Source organism: Alphaproteobacteria bacterium, from assembly GCA_018662925.1.
Classification (GTDB): Bacteria; Pseudomonadota; Alphaproteobacteria; order 16-39-46; family JABJFC01; genus JABJFC01.
Window position 1 is genome coordinate 16,469 of the sequence record JABJFC010000079.1, and the last position, 16,842, is coordinate 33,310.

At 41.8% G+C, this 16,842-nt stretch carries 16 protein-coding genes and 1 other RNA gene; 4 read left to right on the forward strand and 13 right to left on the reverse strand.

Annotated features, from left to right (window positions below):
- Window positions 1-40: 40 nt before the first annotated feature.
- The 5 genes from HOL16_06620 to HOL16_06640 all read right to left on the reverse strand — a co-directional run bounded on the left by HOL16_06620 (window position 41) and on the right by HOL16_06640 (window position 6,459).
- A complete protein-coding gene (locus HOL16_06620; protein MBT5390356.1) occupies window positions 41-568 on the reverse strand; it encodes a hypothetical protein in 528 nt (175 codons plus the stop codon).
- Window positions 555-3,122, reverse strand: coding sequence for a leucine--tRNA ligase (locus HOL16_06625; protein ID MBT5390357.1), 2,568 nt, complete (start codon window positions 3,120-3,122; stop codon window positions 555-557). Before HOL16_06625 ends, HOL16_06620 begins: the two co-directional genes overlap by 14 nt.
- Window positions 3,123-3,139: 17 nt before the next feature.
- On the reverse strand, window positions 3,140-3,652 hold the full coding sequence (locus HOL16_06630; protein ID MBT5390358.1) for a DUF3576 domain-containing protein: 513 nt from the start codon (window positions 3,650-3,652) through the stop codon (window positions 3,140-3,142).
- Between the two features lie 112 nt (window positions 3,653-3,764).
- Window positions 3,765-5,018: a porin gene (locus tag HOL16_06635; protein ID MBT5390359.1), complete on the reverse strand. Its 1,254-nt coding sequence runs from the start codon at window positions 5,016-5,018 to the stop codon at window positions 3,765-3,767.
- 196 nt (window positions 5,019-5,214) lie between these two features.
- A complete protein-coding gene (locus HOL16_06640) occupies window positions 5,215-6,459 on the reverse strand; it encodes a hypothetical protein (protein MBT5390360.1) in 1,245 nt (414 codons plus the stop codon).
- Window positions 6,460-6,519: 60 nt separating this feature from the next.
- Here HOL16_06640 and HOL16_06645 point away from each other — a divergent pair, with 60 nt between their 5' ends.
- Entirely contained in the window at window positions 6,520-7,173 is a 654-nt protein-coding gene (locus HOL16_06645; GenBank protein ID MBT5390361.1) for a hypothetical protein, read from the forward strand.
- Here the strand turns inward: HOL16_06645 and smpB are convergent, their stop codons facing one another.
- The gene (gene smpB, locus HOL16_06650; GenBank protein MBT5390362.1) at window positions 7,174-7,644 is read right to left on the reverse strand and encodes an SsrA-binding protein SmpB; all 471 of its coding nucleotides are present in this window, start codon (window positions 7,642-7,644) and stop codon (window positions 7,174-7,176) included.
- A 152-nt stretch (window positions 7,645-7,796) separates the two neighbouring features.
- On the opposite strand from smpB, the gene HOL16_06655 reads away from it, so the two are divergent.
- Window positions 7,797-9,770 carry a lytic transglycosylase domain-containing protein gene (locus HOL16_06655; GenBank protein MBT5390363.1) on the forward strand — a complete coding sequence of 658 codons (1,974 nt, stop codon included), beginning with the start codon at window positions 7,797-7,799 and terminating at the stop codon, window positions 9,768-9,770.
- Here the strand turns inward: HOL16_06655 and HOL16_06660 are convergent.
- From HOL16_06660 to ssrA, 4 genes are all read right to left on the reverse strand, one after another.
- A complete protein-coding gene (locus tag HOL16_06660; GenBank protein MBT5390364.1) occupies window positions 9,750-9,962 on the reverse strand; it encodes a ribbon-helix-helix domain-containing protein in 213 nt (70 codons plus the stop codon). The two genes, HOL16_06655 and HOL16_06660, sit on opposite strands and share 21 nt — an antisense overlap.
- On the reverse strand, window positions 9,959-11,350 hold the full coding sequence (fumC, locus tag HOL16_06665) for a class II fumarate hydratase (GenBank protein ID MBT5390365.1): 1,392 nt from the start codon (window positions 11,348-11,350) through the stop codon (window positions 9,959-9,961). The genes HOL16_06660 and fumC overlap by 4 nt, the downstream gene beginning before the upstream one ends.
- A 10-nt stretch (window positions 11,351-11,360) precedes the next feature.
- Window positions 11,361-11,822: a hypothetical protein gene (locus HOL16_06670; protein MBT5390366.1), complete on the reverse strand. Its 462-nt coding sequence runs from the start codon at window positions 11,820-11,822 to the stop codon at window positions 11,361-11,363.
- Window positions 11,823-11,855: 33 nt separating this feature from the next.
- Window positions 11,856-12,285: a transfer-messenger RNA gene (ssrA, locus tag HOL16_06675) on the reverse strand.
- Between the two features lie 89 nt (window positions 12,286-12,374).
- Here ssrA and HOL16_06680 point away from each other — a divergent pair.
- Together HOL16_06680 and HOL16_06685 are read left to right on the forward strand one after the other, a co-directional pair.
- Window positions 12,375-13,331 (forward strand): FAD-dependent thymidylate synthase, encoded by a 957-nt coding sequence (locus HOL16_06680; protein ID MBT5390367.1) that lies wholly within the window; start codon window positions 12,375-12,377, stop codon window positions 13,329-13,331.
- Window positions 13,332-13,374: 43 nt separating this feature from the next.
- Window positions 13,375-13,638, forward strand: a complete 264-nt coding sequence (locus HOL16_06685; GenBank protein ID MBT5390368.1) for a hypothetical protein — start codon at window positions 13,375-13,377, stop codon at window positions 13,636-13,638.
- A gap of 49 nt (window positions 13,639-13,687) precedes the next feature.
- Here the strand turns inward: HOL16_06685 and HOL16_06690 are convergent, their stop codons facing one another.
- The 3 genes from HOL16_06690 to HOL16_06700 form a co-directional block, all read right to left on the reverse strand.
- Window positions 13,688-14,593 (reverse strand): LysR family transcriptional regulator, encoded by a 906-nt coding sequence (locus HOL16_06690; GenBank protein MBT5390369.1) that lies wholly within the window; start codon window positions 14,591-14,593, stop codon window positions 13,688-13,690.
- Entirely contained in the window at window positions 14,580-15,503 is a 924-nt protein-coding gene (locus HOL16_06695) for a LysR family transcriptional regulator (GenBank protein ID MBT5390370.1), read from the reverse strand. Before HOL16_06695 ends, HOL16_06690 begins: the two co-directional genes overlap by 14 nt.
- Before the next feature lie 247 nt (window positions 15,504-15,750).
- Window positions 15,751-16,668 (reverse strand): LysR family transcriptional regulator, encoded by a 918-nt coding sequence (locus tag HOL16_06700; protein MBT5390371.1) that lies wholly within the window; start codon window positions 16,666-16,668, stop codon window positions 15,751-15,753.
- Window positions 16,669-16,842 lie beyond the last annotated feature (174 nt).

Sequence of the window (16,842 nt, forward strand, 5' to 3'; positions counted from 1 at the left end):
TGCTTCAGTTGTTTCTCAGTACTAACAACAAACAAACTTACTAGTGCTTCGAGATGTTTTGTTGATAGCTTTGAAGATCAACCGCTATCTGCAGCTTTATATCTTGGGCAATTTGTCTGAGGGTTTTTGCTTTTGCATCCTCTGCGGCAACAACAGTCGCATATGGGGCACCAACTATAGTGTTGAAGTTAGAGGTGGCAGTAAGGGACTTGGACGCAATTGGTTTATCCGTTTTTTGATCTTTGAGGACATAAATTGCCGTTAAGGTAAACTCTGTTCTTGAAGAGGTTGCGTCCTTTAGGATTCCAAGATGGACTTTATTTTCCTTTAGTCTTACTGACAGAATATATTTAGGGTGTATTGGCGCACCAGTGGGGGAGAGTAGGGTAAGTAGATGGTTGTGGAGCTCTTGTCCAGTTCGATTAGGGATGTAGTCTATTTTGACATGAGAGAGAGCTGTGACTATTTCCTTTTTGTCTTCGGTGAAAGATTTATTAAGCGGCTTAAAACCACAGCCTGTTAAAAATGCACAAAGGATAAGGGAGGGTACGATTCTATACAACGACATTGACGACTCTATTTGGAATTAAAACAACTTTTTTAGGCTTATTTCCGGAGAGCGCTTTTTGCACTGTATCCATATTAAGAGCCCGATCCGTGACGATTTCCTTGGCAGCATCCTTTTTAATATCTAGTGTTCCGCGTAGCTTACCATTAACTTGTATGGCTAGGGTAATGATTTCTTCCTGGATGAGATTTTTATCTGTTTTTGGCCAAGGAATTGTATCTAAAAATGAAGAATGTCCAAGTTTTTCCCATAACTCAGAGGCAAGATGTGGTGTGAATGGCGCCACAACGATAACGAGGGTCTCGATAGCGTGTTTTAGGGCCTTTGGATCGATGGAACCAGAAGAAACGTGTTTTTGAATTTCATTGGTAAGTTCTCGAATATTAGCCAACACCTTGTTGAAATGGGAACGGTCAAAGTTATAGGTGATATCGGCAATATACTTGTGGGTTTTCTTTGTGAGTTCTAAACATTCAACGTTGGAATTAGGATTCTTATTTATCAATTGAATCGATTGGTTAACCAAGCGCCACAGGCGATTTATATAGCGCCAGGCTCCTTGAACACCTTCTTCAGACCAGTCTAAATTTCGGTCAGGAGGGGTGTCTGATAAACTAAAAAGCCGTGCAGTGTCAACGCCATACTCACTGGTGATAACTGAAGGATCCACAACATTGTTTTTAGATTTACTCATTTTTTCAGATCGTCCCACCATTACAGGTGAATCATCCGAAATTTTCACATATGAGTCACCTTTTATACGCTTTACTTCCTCGGGGTAAAGCCAAGTACCATTTTTATCTTGGTAGGTGTGATGACAAACCATGCCTTGAGTAAGAAGCTTCTTAAATGGTTCAGAATTTTCAATATATCCGCATTCTTTAAGGGCTTTTGTAAAAAAGCGAGCATAAAGCAGATGGAGGACGGCATGTTCAATTCCTCCAACATAGTCATCTACAGACATCCAATAGTCGACTTGCTTTCTATCAAAGGGAGCATTTTTGTCATGGGGAGAACAAAAGCGGAGAAAATACCAGGATGATTCAAAGAAGGTATCAAACGTATCCGTTTCACGTTGTGAGGGTTCAGAACATTTTGGACAGTTCACATTTATCCATTCTTGACAGTGATCAAGAGGGTTTCCAGGCTTATCCAAGGAGACATTTTCTGGAAGCAGGATAGGGAGATCTTCATCGGGAACGGGAACAGGACCGCATTTTGGACAGTGGATAATGGGAATTGGACAACCCCAGTATCTTTGGCGAGAAACTCCCCAATCCCGCAAGCGGTAGAATGTCTTTCTTTTTCCTAACTTCAATTTCTCAAACTGATTAATGGCTTCTTCTTTTGCCTTTTCAACATTCAGATCGTTGAGGAACTCCGAATTAATAAGAACGCCATTTCCTGTGTAAGCTGCTGTTTTTTCGAGGATCTTCTGATTGTCAGCTTGCTCGGGAGATTCAATTACTGGAACAATGGGAAGATCATATTTAATAGCAAAATCAAAATCGCGCTCATCGTGAGCGGGGCACGCAAAAACAACGCCAGTTCCATAGTCCATAATGACAAAGTTTGCAATATAGATAGGAAGTTGTCTTTCCTTTAAGAAGGGGTGTTGAGCATAATATCCGGTAAATACACCCTCTTTCTCGACCATATCTTGAGTTGCTTGGTCTACCCCTTGTGTGTGGAATTTCTCGATGAGGCTGGCTATTTTCTTGCTTTCTTTAGAAAGCTCGTGTGAAAGAGGGTGATCAGGAGAAACAGCAATAAAAGATGCCCCAAATATGGTATGGGGACACGTTGTGAAGACCTCAAGGTCTTTTATTGAGAGCTTCTCAGCTTTAACTATTGGAAATTGAATAAGGGCTCCGTGAGATTTCCCTATCCAGTTCTCTTGCATCACCTTTACGCGCTCAGGCCAATTAGGAAGTTTTTTGAGGTTCTCCAAGAGTTCTTCAGCGAAAGAAGTTATTTTTAAAAACCATTGGGATAGGAGTCGACGTTCAACGGGGACGCCGGACCTCCATCCACGGCCATCAACAACTTGCTCGTTAGCCAAGACAGTATTCTCTTCAGGATCCCAATTTACCCACGCTTCTTTTTGGTAGGCTAAACCCTTTTTAAAAAAATCTAAAAAAATTTGTTGTTCATGCGCGTAATAGTTGGGAGATGAAGAAGTTATTTCTCGGGACCAATCGTAGGAAAAGCCCAGGGATTTAAATTGCTCTTTCATAATCTGGATGTTTTTCTTTGTCCAGACCTGAGGGGAAACATGATGTTTAATTGCGGCGTTTTCGGCTGGCAGTCCAAACGAATCCCATCCAATTGGATGCAAAACATTGTATCCACATGCTCGTTTATAGCGAGCTATAACATCTCCGATGGCATAGTTACGTACATGCCCCATATGGAGCACACCGGATGGATAAGGAAACATTTCAAGCACGTAGTGCTTTTCTTTCGAGGCATCTTCACTTGCTCGGTAAAAGTTGCCCTTATCCCAAACATTTTGCCACTTTGGCTCAATTTCTTTAAAGTTGTAAGAATCCATAATCTTTTTTGGAAGTTTTATGCATTATCAGAGCCAATTCTGAGTTGTCTTGCCCGTAAGAGGATTGCCTCCTCTAATTTTTGAGCCATTTGGTCTTCTACTGGGGCATCTACCCAAGCATTTGTATCATCCATTATCTGTTTAAATGCAGTTAATCGGAGTCCATCTGATCTTAATTGGCGACTCAAAATAATAACGTCTATTTTATAACGTTCACCAGGCGTTTGTGGGGGAGAATACCAATTGGTTATAATAACTCCGCCAAATGGATCGGCCGAAGACAAAGGCATAAAGGATAGAGCATCAAGCGAAGCGTGCCAGAGATAGCTATTCACGCCAATACCAGAAACGTCATCGTCTGTTTTAGACTTTGCTCCCAGAGAAAAAGTATCTTCTCCAAAAAGTTTTCCAAAGCCTCTCTTTCTTTGCTGTTCCGCACTCTGCGGTACTTCCGTATCGTTAACTTTGACATCAGAACAACTTGTTAAACAGATGAGTGAAAAAATATATAATAGTCTGTGTTTCCGCATGCGTACTTCCTCAAAATAATATTATTACAGCAACTCATAACACAAAATAGCAAAACACAAAATAAAAAAAAGAGGAGCTTAGCCCCTCTTTTCTTAAACTTCTAAATTTAAATTAGAAAGAAATTTTCGTACCTAGAATAAATACTGATCCTGTATTGGATTTCTTTCCTGGTGTTCCTAAAGCTGTAGGTACTGGTGCGGAGGATGCTCCCGAAGCGAAAACAGCCGTTCCACCGTTAACTGAGGCATCTCCACCTGTAGCAGCTTGTGGTACTGTGAAACGAATGAAGTCTGCTTCAGCATACACACCTAAGCCTGGCGCGAGTGTATGATCTGCTGTGAAGGACCAGAACTTGCCCTTAGCATCTGACGCTCCAGTAGCAACTTTCGTTTTAGATTGTTGGTAACCTACTGTAAACTTACTGGCTTCGTAAGTGTAGCCAAGTGCAAAACTCCATGCCTTACCTGCATCGGTACCAAGCGACCTCAGCGAGTCTACAAGAGTTGATTTTTTGTTGTCAATGTAACCTGCACCAAATTGGAAATCTCTATATGTGACAAGACCACCAATTTGATATGCTCGAACTTTAGCAGCATTTTCCTCAGTGCTAGCTTTTGAATCACCAGACAAGAAAGCTCCTGTGGCGCTTACACCTACTTCATCAAATGCGTGTGTGTAGTTCAACGCACCACCAAAGTTCTTACGAGTAATGACATTAGATACCGTAGAAGACGTATCAGCTGATTGAGTAAGCGGCTCTGCGCCTTCATGTCGTGACGATGGCGTGAAACTCAAACCGAATTGGAATCCCGCAACTCGTGGTGTAAAGTAACTCATCTTTGTTGCATCACCAGGATCACCGACCATGCTGTCACCAGCGAATACACCAGCTGGCTGCGTGAACGCATCAAGCCAACTTCCGTCGAAACCACCTGTTCCACCGATAACGTTCACGGCGTCAACCATCATAAGGTCTTGAGCACCAATGGTGTCACCTAATTGCAAGGCACCCCATGATCCTTTGAACTCAATACGGTTTTCGGAAACACTTGTTGAAGAACCAGTGTTACCACTGAGAGCTATCAAATAGTTGTATTCCAAACCATTCTTGGCCATTCCTGCAACAGCAAATCTCATTTCACCGGTTTGTGTAAAACCGTAGCTACCAACACCATTACGTGGGTTTGCAGCAGCATCACCGTCGGCTGCACTAGATCCTTTAGCACTGTTTTTAACACCCATTGCTTGAAAGCGGGCATTACCGCTTATGCTGAGTGCGGGAGCTACAGCAGCTGCACTTACTTCTTGTGCGGCTACAAAACTTACGGCCATCAAAGCCGTTGTTCCCAGAAGTTTTTTAGTCATTCATCGTCCTCCAAAAAGGAATTATAACTTTCATTTACATATAATCCTAGAGATCAATATTCGTAAAGTCTCCGGATTCATAAACCTATTTCAACGCTTTTTCCCGTCAAATTCAAGATTCCCTATGATTAGATAGGCCTGTTTTTTTATGAGTGTGTCGTGTGCGCAACAGTCTGAATTTCCCCTATACCATTTACTATTTCGCTTTTCTTAACACACCCATATTGATCAGGTCATTTAAAACACCCTCTTGCTTTATATGATTCAGCTGCAAAAAATTGTCAGAAAATGTTTGAAAATCAAAGGGCGCATTCTTAAGCATCCAGGGAATAACAGAAGTAAATTCTGTTGGAATTGGGACAGTTGTCCCCTTCGGTCCTTTCAGTAAGTTTTCATTCTCACTCTCTATGATCGAGAAGTTTTCTGAAGTGAGGTGAAAATGAGGATTTGTCTTGAAACTAGGCAATGTAAAATGGCTTCTGGGGTATCCACGGCTTTTTGACAGCCGATCTAGTTCGGTTTCAAAGCATGGATCTTCTACAATTGAGAGAACTTCTTTGACGAATTTGTTCAAATATTTTTTGTTATCTTGTTTGTGGGGTGGAATGTAATTTCTCAAGAATTCTGAACTTAGCCCTTTTTCGAACAGATAGCTTAAAAGGTCCAAGCCAATGAGAGGGCTGCCTCCAAATGAAATATGTACCGTTCCTTCAGACGTGGCTAAAGCATCGTGGTACTGTCCACGTGGGATGTACAGAAAATCCCCGGGCTTGAGAGTGATATCCAATAAAACATCGCCTTTTTTCTGTTCTGCACGAGCTTCATTGCGCATTTTTAGAAAAGTTGGATGGGAGATGGGGTTAACTTCTCGTCCATCATATACTAGCCATCTTTTCTCACCTACTGTGTGAAAAACAAAGACTTCATGTGTATCGAAGTGGCTATGAAAAGCCTGCTTTTCCTTCCAAGAGCAATACAGATTTGCTTGAATCTTTGAACTGAAAGTTCTTTCCAGCAGATTTGCTATATGAGACAGATCGGGCAAAAGTGAGTCAATGTCGTTACAGACGAGGGAGGCACCCTGTTCCAGAAAAGTGACAATTTGGGTTGAGTTGGGTTGTAAAATCTGTTGCTGATTGCGGTCAATGGCAGGATAGCAATATAAAGAAGGGTTTATAGGCTTGTTTTCTAGATGGAGTTGAAGAGAAGTGGAAGACCACACAGAAGTCATATTAAGGATCTGGTTTAATTTTTCCCAGGTCATGAGGGAGGTCAAAACTTCGTATTCGTCTTTGTTCTTAGACTGGAAGGGGATATGAAGGGGTTTTTTATCATAATAAACCTCGAAAAATTCTTCAATACCAATGGGGTGTAGAATTTTTTCGAAATCTAGTGGAAAGGCCATTTCAATTCCCTTGATGAAAGAGTTGACGAAGTGCATGCATGATGGCTTATATGTGCTTGAATGCAGACAATTTACTGATAGAAGATTCTCATGGTTTTGTCAAAAACAACTTTGCTTATTGTGAATAATGACGCTTTCTTATCTGAGAGTGTCAGGCCCTTTTTGAACAAAGAGAAGATTGCATATGATGAAATTTCTTTTTCAGAATTTGAAGGCCAATGCCTTCAGAAAGAGGGATGGGATGAGGAATATTCTGGATACATACTTCATATTAGTAATGAGGAAGAGGCGCAGTTTTTGGCAAGCCATGTTCAGGTCAGTAGTTCTTTCATAGTCATATCAAACTGTGTAGCAAAGCTGAAGGAAGGAATTCTCGTTAGAAAACCATTTCGAGTGAGTGATCTCTTGAGATATATATTAGACATTTCTAAAAGCAAAAAACCCCTTTCTACTTTCTCCTTTGGAGCATTTGTTTTTGATGGGCAGTCAAAAGTTTTACACTGTACAGAGACAGATGCAGATACGTTCTTGACTGAAAAAGAAGCAAAACTCCTATGGTTGTTACACCAAGCTGCAGGAGATGCGGTTGCAAAGGAAAGATGCCTGGAGAGCGTATGGGGGTACAGCAAAGGGATCAGCACAAGGACTCTGGAAAGTCACATTTATAGGCTTCGGCAAAAAGTTGAGAAAAATCCTGCCACGCCCGTTTGGTTGCTTACGACTCCAAAAGGGTATTGCCTTGTAAGGTAATTACTCATTTTTAAGAAGCCGACTTTTTTGGCGGTTCCAGTCGCGTTCCTTTTCCACTGCGCGCTTGTCAACTTGGTGTTTTCCGGTTGCGATGCCAAGGGAGAGCTTTACGAGACCACGCTTGTTAAAATACATTGATAGAGGAATCAGTGTAACACCCTTCTTTTTAATGGCGGCTAATAATTTGTTCAGCTCCCGCCTTTTCAAGAGTAATTTACGGGGGCGACGGGTTTCATGGTTCAATTGATGGGATTCAGTATATTCGGGGATATAGGCGTTGAACAAAAAGAGCTCGCCCTTGTCCTCCCCCGCGTAGGACTCTTTAATGCTCGCTTGCCCTTTTCTTAAAGCCTTGACTTCGCTACCTACTAATATAATACCTGCCTCGAGGGTAGATTCTATAAAGTAATCATGGCGAGCTTTTCGATTTTGAGCTACTATTCGGTTGAGGGATTTGATTTTCTTGGCCATGGTACTATACACTTAATGGGGAGAGACGAGTCCCTACCATATACAGAGTTCTGAAGGATTTAAAAAGGGAAAAGGCGTTGAAGGTGAATAATAGACAGGGATTATGTGGCAGATATTCCACATGGGGAATAATAAAATTGGGTATAGAAAGAATGGTCAGGGGTTTTATTGGGTTTAGTTCCATGTGGTTAACAATGACGGGGCTGTTTGTCATGCTCATAGGCGGAATAGATTCAGCTTGGGGGCGTGTAGCGTCTCCTACTTGTAACAAAGCACTTAAGGGAGCTTTTGAAGCTTCAGAAAAAGGGAAGTGGCAAGATGCTTTCAAAAAAGTTTCAGCACAACAATGCCCCTTATCTACCAAGCTTCTTCAATGGGCTTATTATCAAGACAATAGAACAAAGGCTTCATTTGAAAATATCACTGATTTTGTTATCAAAAATCCTTCTTGGCCCTCTGGGAAGCTCCTTGCCGAAAATGCGGAGAATTCTCTTAGTGCAAAAACTCCAGATACATTGATCCTGAGTTGGTTTCAAAATAGAAATCCGAAGACTGCGCGGGGAGGAGTATACCTAGCTGAAGCACTTTTAAGAGCTGGCAGAGCTGGAGAAGCAGTCACTATTATCAAATCAACTTGGCGGGATATGAATTTTGGAAGTGCTGGGGAAGAGAAAGCTTTTTACTTAAAACACAAGTCCCATTTAAACCCTCAAGATCATATCGCTAGGCTAGATCGTCATTTGCGAGAGGACAATGAGTACCTCGTGAAACGTATGTTGCCCAGGGTGGATATTGGACACCGACTTTTAGCCAAAGCGAGGCTAGCTCTTCGGAAAAAGAGAGGGGGAGTTGATCTGTTGATTGCAAAAATCCCTTTTAAGTTGATGCAAAAAGCAGGGCTTGTGTACGAAAGGGTTCGATGGCGTCGGCAAAAATCATCTACTCATTACGATAATGGTGCCTGGGAGCTATTAAGTGGCCTTAATGGTAATACTGAATACTCTTCCCAGCTTTGGCGTGAGAGGGCAATTTTGGCGAGACGGGCCATAGAGAGAAAGCATTTCCAACGGGCCTATGATTTGGTGAAAGGACATGGATTCAGTGCGGGTGTTGTTTTTGCAGAGGGCGAATGGTTAGCGGGGTGGCTCTCTTTAAGATTTTTAAATAAACCGGAACGTGCTCTTAAACATTTTGAGCGATTACATGCCAATGTGAAAACGCCTCTAAGTCGTTCACGTGGAGCTTATTGGTCTGGCAGAGCAGAGGAAGCATTAGGCCATTCCAAGAAAGCTAAGGAATGGTATACAGCTGCCTCTAAATATCAAACAACCTACTATGGACAATTAGCTCTTGAGCGGCTTAATAAACCCAAGTCAGTAAAGTTATTTAAGGCTCCTCGCTATACGAATGGGGATAAGCAGTCCTTCGAAAAAAAGGAATTGGCTCGTGTCGCCATGTTGCTGAAAGAAGTTGGCCAAGATGGGTGGATTGACGAATTTTTGATGCAGTTGGCCCTGCGAGCGAAATCATCTAAGGAAATGGATCTAGCCATTTCTTTTGCAAAAAATGTTGACCCAAGACATATTGTTATAGTTGCAAGGGTTGTTGCGCTTAAAGAGGTTGTTCTTCATCCACACGCATATCCAACTCATTCATTGAATTACCCTAAAAATGAGAACTTAGAGCCCGCATTAGTTTGGGCCTTAATCCATCGAGAGAGTGGGTTTGACCCAGGCCTTACGAGTGTTGCAGGGGCACAGGGAATGATGCAATTAATGCCTTCAACGGCAAATAGAATTGCGAAAAAGAAAGGGCTTAGGGTCAGGAAAGGTGATCTTTTAAAAAATCCCGACCTTAATATGCGATTAGGATGTTCGGTTATTGCTGAACTATTAAAAGCATACGACGGGTCCTATCCTCTCGCGCTTGCAGCATACAACGCTGGGCCTGAGCCAGTGAATGAGTGGATTAAAGACTTTGGAGATCCGAGGAAGCCCGATGTGGATGAAATCGATTGGATTGAACTCATTTCATACTTTGAAACGAGAGATTATGTGCAACGGGTTCTTGAGCTGGTTCATATCTATCGAAATAAGGATGAAACCTTACTTTCTAAGGCATTCTAGAATATAGACTCTAATGGTGCTAGAGAGATTGGCAGAGCGTGCTTCATCAATGTTTTCTATTAGCTTGTTGAGGGGGACTCCTTTTGTGGCTGCAATTTTCTTTAGTTCTTGCCAAAAAGGTGTTTCAAGGGAAATACTTGTTTTGTGGCCCCATAGTGTAATGGAGTGCTTTTGAAGAGAGGATTCAGTCACTCTGTAGGGCCAATCATTTTTTCGGGCCGGACCCAAGTATCAAATTCTTTTTCTGAGACATACCCTAATGCTAAAGAAGCTTCTTTGAGGGTTAGGTCTTCATTGTAGGCTTTTTTTGATATTTCAGTAGCATTATCATAGCCAATGTGAGGAGAAAGTGCCGTTACGAGCATGAGAGATTGTTCTAGAAAGTCATTAATACGATCATGATTTGCTTTGATTCCAGAAACACATTTATCAGCAAAGACCCGCATCCCATCGGAAAGTAGCATAATCGATTGGAGCAGGTTATAAATGATAACTGGATTAAAGACATTTAGCTCCAGGTGTCCCGAGGCGCCGGCAATGGTAATAGTGACGTGGTTGCCCATGACTTGGCTCGCGATCATGGTCAGGGCCTCAGCTTGAGTTGGGTTAACTTTCCCGGGCATGATGGAAGATCCAGGCTCATTTTCAGGGAGGATGATTTCTCCAAGGCCGCTTCGGGGGCCTGATCCAAGCAAACGAATGTCATTTGCAATTTTCATGCAGGATGTGGCTATTACATTAAGGACTCCCGACAGTTCAACGAGTGCGTCGTGGGAAGCCATTCCTTCGAACTTATTTTTAGCAACGCAAAACGGAAATCCCGTCGCTTTTGCAACTTGCTTGGCAAACTTCTTATCAAAGTCTTTCTTTGCATTAAGGCCAGTCCCTACAGCTGTGCCCCCTTGAACTAGTGGATACAGCCTGGGCAAAGTTCCATCAATTCGTTCAAGTCCAAGGGAAATTTGTTCTGCATATGCTGAGAATTCCTGTCCCAGCGTGATGGGGGTTGCATCTTGTAAATGGGTACGCCCCAATTTAACTATGTCCTGAAAATCCTTAACCTTTTTTTCCAACGCTTTATGAAAGTGCTTAAGGGAAGGAATGAGGGACTCTTGAACTTCAAGGACTGCGGCAATGTGCATGGCGGTGGGGAAAGAATCATTTGTAGATTGGGCCATGTTTACGTGATCATTAGGGTGAATGGGTGCTTTTGACCCCAAAGAGCTGCCAAGAAGTTTGTTAGCACCATTTGCAATGACTTCGTTTAGGTTCATGTTTGTTTGTGTACCAGAACCCGTTTGCCAAACAACAAGTGGAAAGTGGTCGTCATATTTTCCGGAAATGATTTCATCTGCGACCTGGCAGATCACTGAACCTAGCTTTGGTTCAAGGGATTTTAGATCCATGTTTACAAGGGCAGCAGATTTTTTCTGAAGGGCAAAGGCGTGGATAAAGGCAAGGGGAAGCCTTTCATTTCCGATAGGGAAATTTTCCAAAGACCTTTGGGTCTGGGCACCCCAGTACTTGTCGCTCTCAACAGCCATCTTCCCGAAGGAATCTGTCTCGGTGCGCTTTGACATTGTAGTGGCTTTATTTTTTCCGGAAGGTATCAAGGGTGATCACCTTTCCTGTTGGATCTTCTGCAGCTTTTGCTTTCCCTTTTTTGGAGGTTTTTTTCGGTGCGGGTGGAAGTTCCTCAGGAAGTTCAGTAGGATTAAACTGGAGGCCGAACTTAACCGAGGGATCCACAAAACCTGTGATGGCTCCATAGGGTACATAGATAGGTTCTTGAATGTCATTAAAGCTCAAAGTCACATAAAATCCTTTAGTATCAACCTTTAAATCCCAAAATTGGTATTGAAGGACGATGGTTACTTCATCGGGATGGCGTTCTTTCAAATAGTCTGCCATTTCAACACCAGGATAGTGGGTTTGGAAAGTGATATAAAGGTGATGTTGTCCTGGAAGGCCATCTTTTTCAACCAATTTAAGGACGTCTTTTACAACACTTCTAAGGGCTTCTTGGACGATTTCTTCGTAATATATGGTCACGTTATTGCCTTTTATTGACCTAGACACACAAAATATGGGGGCTTCTGTTGCCCGGTGCCCCCGAACCGCGCGTTATATTAACTAAATACAACGACTTAAACTACATAAATCAAATTCTTTCGAATCAGATTAAGCAGCCATTGTTGCAGCTTCGTGATTGTCGTTGATAAAGTCACCTCTAACACCAACATTATCATTTACTGCAGTTACTAATGTATCGGCATTTATTTTGCCTAGCCCGATAACGGTGGTACCATGCCGAGCAAAAAGCAAATCTTTACTACACACGTCGATCCTGTTTCACCCCCACAAAAAGAATGCCTAAAACCGAAAGTTCATTCCTTTGGTGGAGGCGCCGGGTACTGCCCCCGGGTCTGTAATGCTTATTCCATCAACCGTTTATTGCCATAGTTGGTCTCCCAACACCTTTAATATAAGCTATTTTCGGTGATTTTCAAAGGATTTTAGAAGTTTTTTCTGGTTTTATTTTTTTTGTCAGGATAGATTCGGTGAAAGTTACAATATTAACCCTAAATTTTATGGAGAAATCCTGTGCTTACAGATGATCAAAAAGCTGGAATTGAAGAGCAACGTACAACTGAGTTTAAGACGCGTCGGGCAACAGTTCCTACGTTAGAGGATATTCTCTATACGGCATTTCCCGTATTAGATCATGGGTTTGTACGAGTCGTTGATTATATGGGGGATGATCAAGCCGTTGTACAGGCGGCAAGGGTTTCTTATGGGCGTGGGACAAAAAAAGTCAGTGAAGACAAGGGGTTAATTAATTATTTGATGCGTCACCGCCATTCTACACCTTTTGAGATGTGTGAGATCAAATTTCACGTAAAGTTGCCCTTTTTTGTGGCACGACATTGGATTCGTCACCGGACGGCTAATGTAAACGAGTATTCTGCCCGTTATTCTATCCTTGACAATGAGTTTTATATACCGGCACCTGATCAATTAGCGGCGCAAGCAACGGAGAATCGTCAGGGGAGAGGTCGAGTCTTAACAGGCGCTGAATCCGAGAAGATCTTGAAAATGTTGAAAGAGGATGCGCTGCAATCCTATGAGCATTATGGTGAAATGCTCAATGTAGATGATCAAGGAGTTGTCAAAGATCCTGAAAACTCTGGTTTGGCACGTGAACTTGCACGCATGAATCTTTCCCTTAATTTCTACACCCAGTGGTATTGGAAGGTCGATCTTCATAATTTGATGCATTTTTTGTCTTTGCGTTGTAGCGAGTTTGCTCAATACGAGATTCGTGTTTATGCCCAGGAAATGATCAAGATGCTAAAAAAATGGGTTCCACATACGTACGAGGCTTTTGTGCAGCATCGCCTAGAGGGCGCTGGATTGTCACGGGGCGGGCTAGAGGCCGTCAAGAAACTTATTCGGGGACAAAATGTAAGCCGAGAAGATGTGGGGCTGACTGCACGTGAATGGCGTGAGTTGACAGATTTGTTAGAAATGGATCTTGAGAACCCGCAGAAAGTGGCATAGGATTGTTTTTAGAAGTTATTTTGGGAAATTAAGGATTTAAGTGATGACTAAGGAAAAAGGTAAAGGTGAAACGACAGTTGCATTAAATGGTTTGGATGCAGCTATTATTTTGCGTGAAGATGGTGCAATTGAAGCTTCTCTGCCTGATTTAGGGAACCCGGAAGATATTCCTGAGAATTTGGTTTTTGCGACAGCTTTGATGGCAGCGATTCAGAACGATGAGCTCTACGATGCAATCATTCGTAACTTTGAAGTTGAATGCGCCAAAATGGATACTGAAATAGGTAAAGAGAAGACCATTTGTTAGACATATTCTCTCTACAGAGTTGAGAGATAAGAAGCGTTAAAGGGTGTCGTTAGTATATATACTTTTTGCTTTTTATCTTTTGCGTAACGCCCATGATATAGTCACTTAGTTGAAGAATTTGTTGCGACTTCCTAAGTCTTTCTGGATAGGTGAAACAGAGATCTAGGGAGGGACTTTTTGCCTTGGGCATGATCTCAACCAGGTTGGAATATCTCAGTCGCTGGTTATCTTGAGGGAAGGTTGCAATTCCCAGGCCTTGCTCGGCTAAATGAATGAGACTAGCTCCAGAATTTATTTGAATCACAGGCCTTCTACTCTGTCCGGGCGAAGTTCCTGCAGAAAGATGCCAATTCAGTTCCGAAAAAGGATGAATATGAGTTCCATATCCCAAGAGCCGATGACTATCTAGCTCTTCGAGGGTTTCTGGGGTGCCATATTTCTTTAAATATTGGGGACTTGCATACAGTTTTAAGGGGGAGGAGAGCAATAATTGTTGAATTAGATGGGTTGCTCCTGGGATAAAAGGCCAAATGGCAGCATCTATTTCTTTTGGAGAGAAGGCTGGTTCTTGGTCATTGTTTAAAACTATCAGTTTAACCTCAGGATTTTTTTTCATAAACTCTGAGAGCTTATTTATAAGAAAAGTAAAAGAGATTCCCTCTGTTGAAGCTATTTTGATGGTTTTTTCTTTATCGGTAAAAGTTTTTTGCATGGAGCTTCTTATGGACTCCATCTCAGAAATTGCTTTTTTTGATGCTTCATACAAAATTTGCCCGTGCTTCGTAAGTAACAATCCACGAGCATAACGGCTAAAAAGCTTCACATTCAGCTGTTTTTCCAAAGCGATGATTTGGCGACTTAGAGCCGATCTGCTTAAGTATAGATTTTTGGCGCCAATGGCAAAGCTTCCCGCGACGGCCACATAGTAAAAACTTTTGATTTTATCCCAATCCATGTAGAGGCTTCTCCTTATCAGAGATGGCTTGGGTTGAATCAAAGACTTCTTTCAGAAAGTTGCCAAATGCTAGGACTGCTTTGGAATACATTAAATGGTGAGGGTAAACAAAATTGAAATCGATCTTTGGTCCTGAGACGTGGGGCAGAATTTCAACGAGATTGGATCCCTGAAGTCTAAAGTTTGATTGGCATAAAGAAATGATTCCCAAACCCTTTTCTGCAAGTTGGAATAGACTCGTCTCCGAGTTTACGAGGAGGAAAGGTTGACGAGATTTTCCATTTTTTGTGCCAATTGATAGAAACCAATTTAATTTAGATGAGGGGTCCATATATCCTCCACGAGAGATGAGGCGGTGGCACTCAAGATCTTCGGGGTGTTTAGGCGTCCCAAATTTTTCTAGATATTTAGGACTGGTGTATAGTTTGAGTTGAGAGGATACAATTGGTGATTGAAAAAAGCCTCTTTTGGATTCTATGGAAGGGATTAAGGCTGCATCTACACTTCTTAGGGCCAACTCTGAGCTTTTGTCACAATTCACAATTTTCAACTGAATGTTTGTGTGTTGGTTGATGAAGTCATCTATTTTCCCCATGACACATGATCGAATGCTGCTTGCAAGGCCTATTGTCAGAGGGCCAAAGGGGTCAGTTTGATCTTCACGAATCAGAGATTCGGCAAGCTCGAATTCGGAATGCATTATTTGAGCAGAGTGATAAAGCGCTTCCCCTTCCTTTGTAAGCACAAGCCCCCGTGAGTGCCTTTTAAAGAGTTTAGATTTTAGTCTATACTCAAGTGCACTAATTTGGCGACTCAGCGCAGACTGAGTTACTTCCATCTGCTCAGCAGCAGAGGTAAAGCTTCCAGACTTCGCTATACGATAAAATACTCTAATTTTGTCCCAGTCCATCTTCCCAGTCGATGATAAAAATAGTTCCCTAATACTTTATTGATTGTCATCTAATAGGGGTTATTAAAATAAGTCAAGCTGGAGAATTTGTGCAACAAAGTAGTCTCTTTTGAAGACAACTTAAAAGTTTTCATTTTATTTCAATGGATTGTCGTTTCTTTTATCAAAATGTAAAACAGTTTAAATGAAGAGTATTCCATATTTTCACGCCTGAAGCGTGCAAAAATGGAATAGCTAGTTTGAAATCCTATTCAGCTTTCTGAATGGTTACGTTGTGGTGCTTTAGAAAGGCTTTGAAGAAATTTTCAAATATCTCGATATTCTTTTTCGTTGTTGGATTTACGTTTTTGTTCACACAAAAAAATGTTTTGGTACAGGGGCCATCAATATGGGGGAGAACTCTTACTAAACTGGACTCAAAAAAGGGACTTGGTTCTACGGGGGCTGAGCAAATCCCGATCCCTTCTTTTGCCGCAAGAAAAACAGAGGTTGAGGAATTTACAGTGAAGTCCGGTTTTAATTTTGGAAAATCTGGGTGCATTCCTTTGAGGTGCCAATTAATGTTTGAAAAATGCGAAAATTCATGTTCACCGTATCCTATGAGGCAATGATTCTGCAGGTCCTGGGGCGTTTTTGGTGTTCCCATACGCTCTAGATATTCTTTGCTGGCAAATAATCCATGTTGATAGGGGATATACCACTTCTTTTCAAAGTGGTTTGTTTCAGTAAGAGGTCTAATCATAATATCAGACGCGACTTCCTCTTTCTTGGAAAGGTAATCGTTGGATGTAATATGTGTTGTGAAGTTTGGGTGTTTTGAATGAAGAGTTTTGAGGCTTTTTATCATCCAGCCTGATACAACAGCTTTCGTGGTAGAAATAACAATTTGGATTTTAGAGTTTGCAGTTTGGGGCTGGGAGAATTTGTTTTTTGCGTGTTCCAGGGTGGTGTGAACGTCTCGAATGTAAGGGAGAAAGGCGAGGCCTTCTTTGGTGAAGGAGGAATGCCGCTTATGTCTATTAATAAGTTTTATGCCAATTTCTTTTTCGATTTCATCCACATGTGACCACATGGTTGCCCTCGGAATGCCAACGGACTTGTGGACACCAAAATCGCAGTTACTTTCTTCCAAATAAAGTAAAGTTTTCAGACTCTTAAGTTTCAAACGAAACCTCCATTTCGTGGTTCCTATGAATTTTTTGCACACCCTACCCTGTGAAAAAAAATCAAACCAACGAGCAAATTGCAAAATTAGGTGAGTGAGTTAATTTTTGTTGTCTTTAAGAAGCGACAAACCAGACAAAAATACCAGGTCCTCCTGTTATTGGGGTTTAATAAG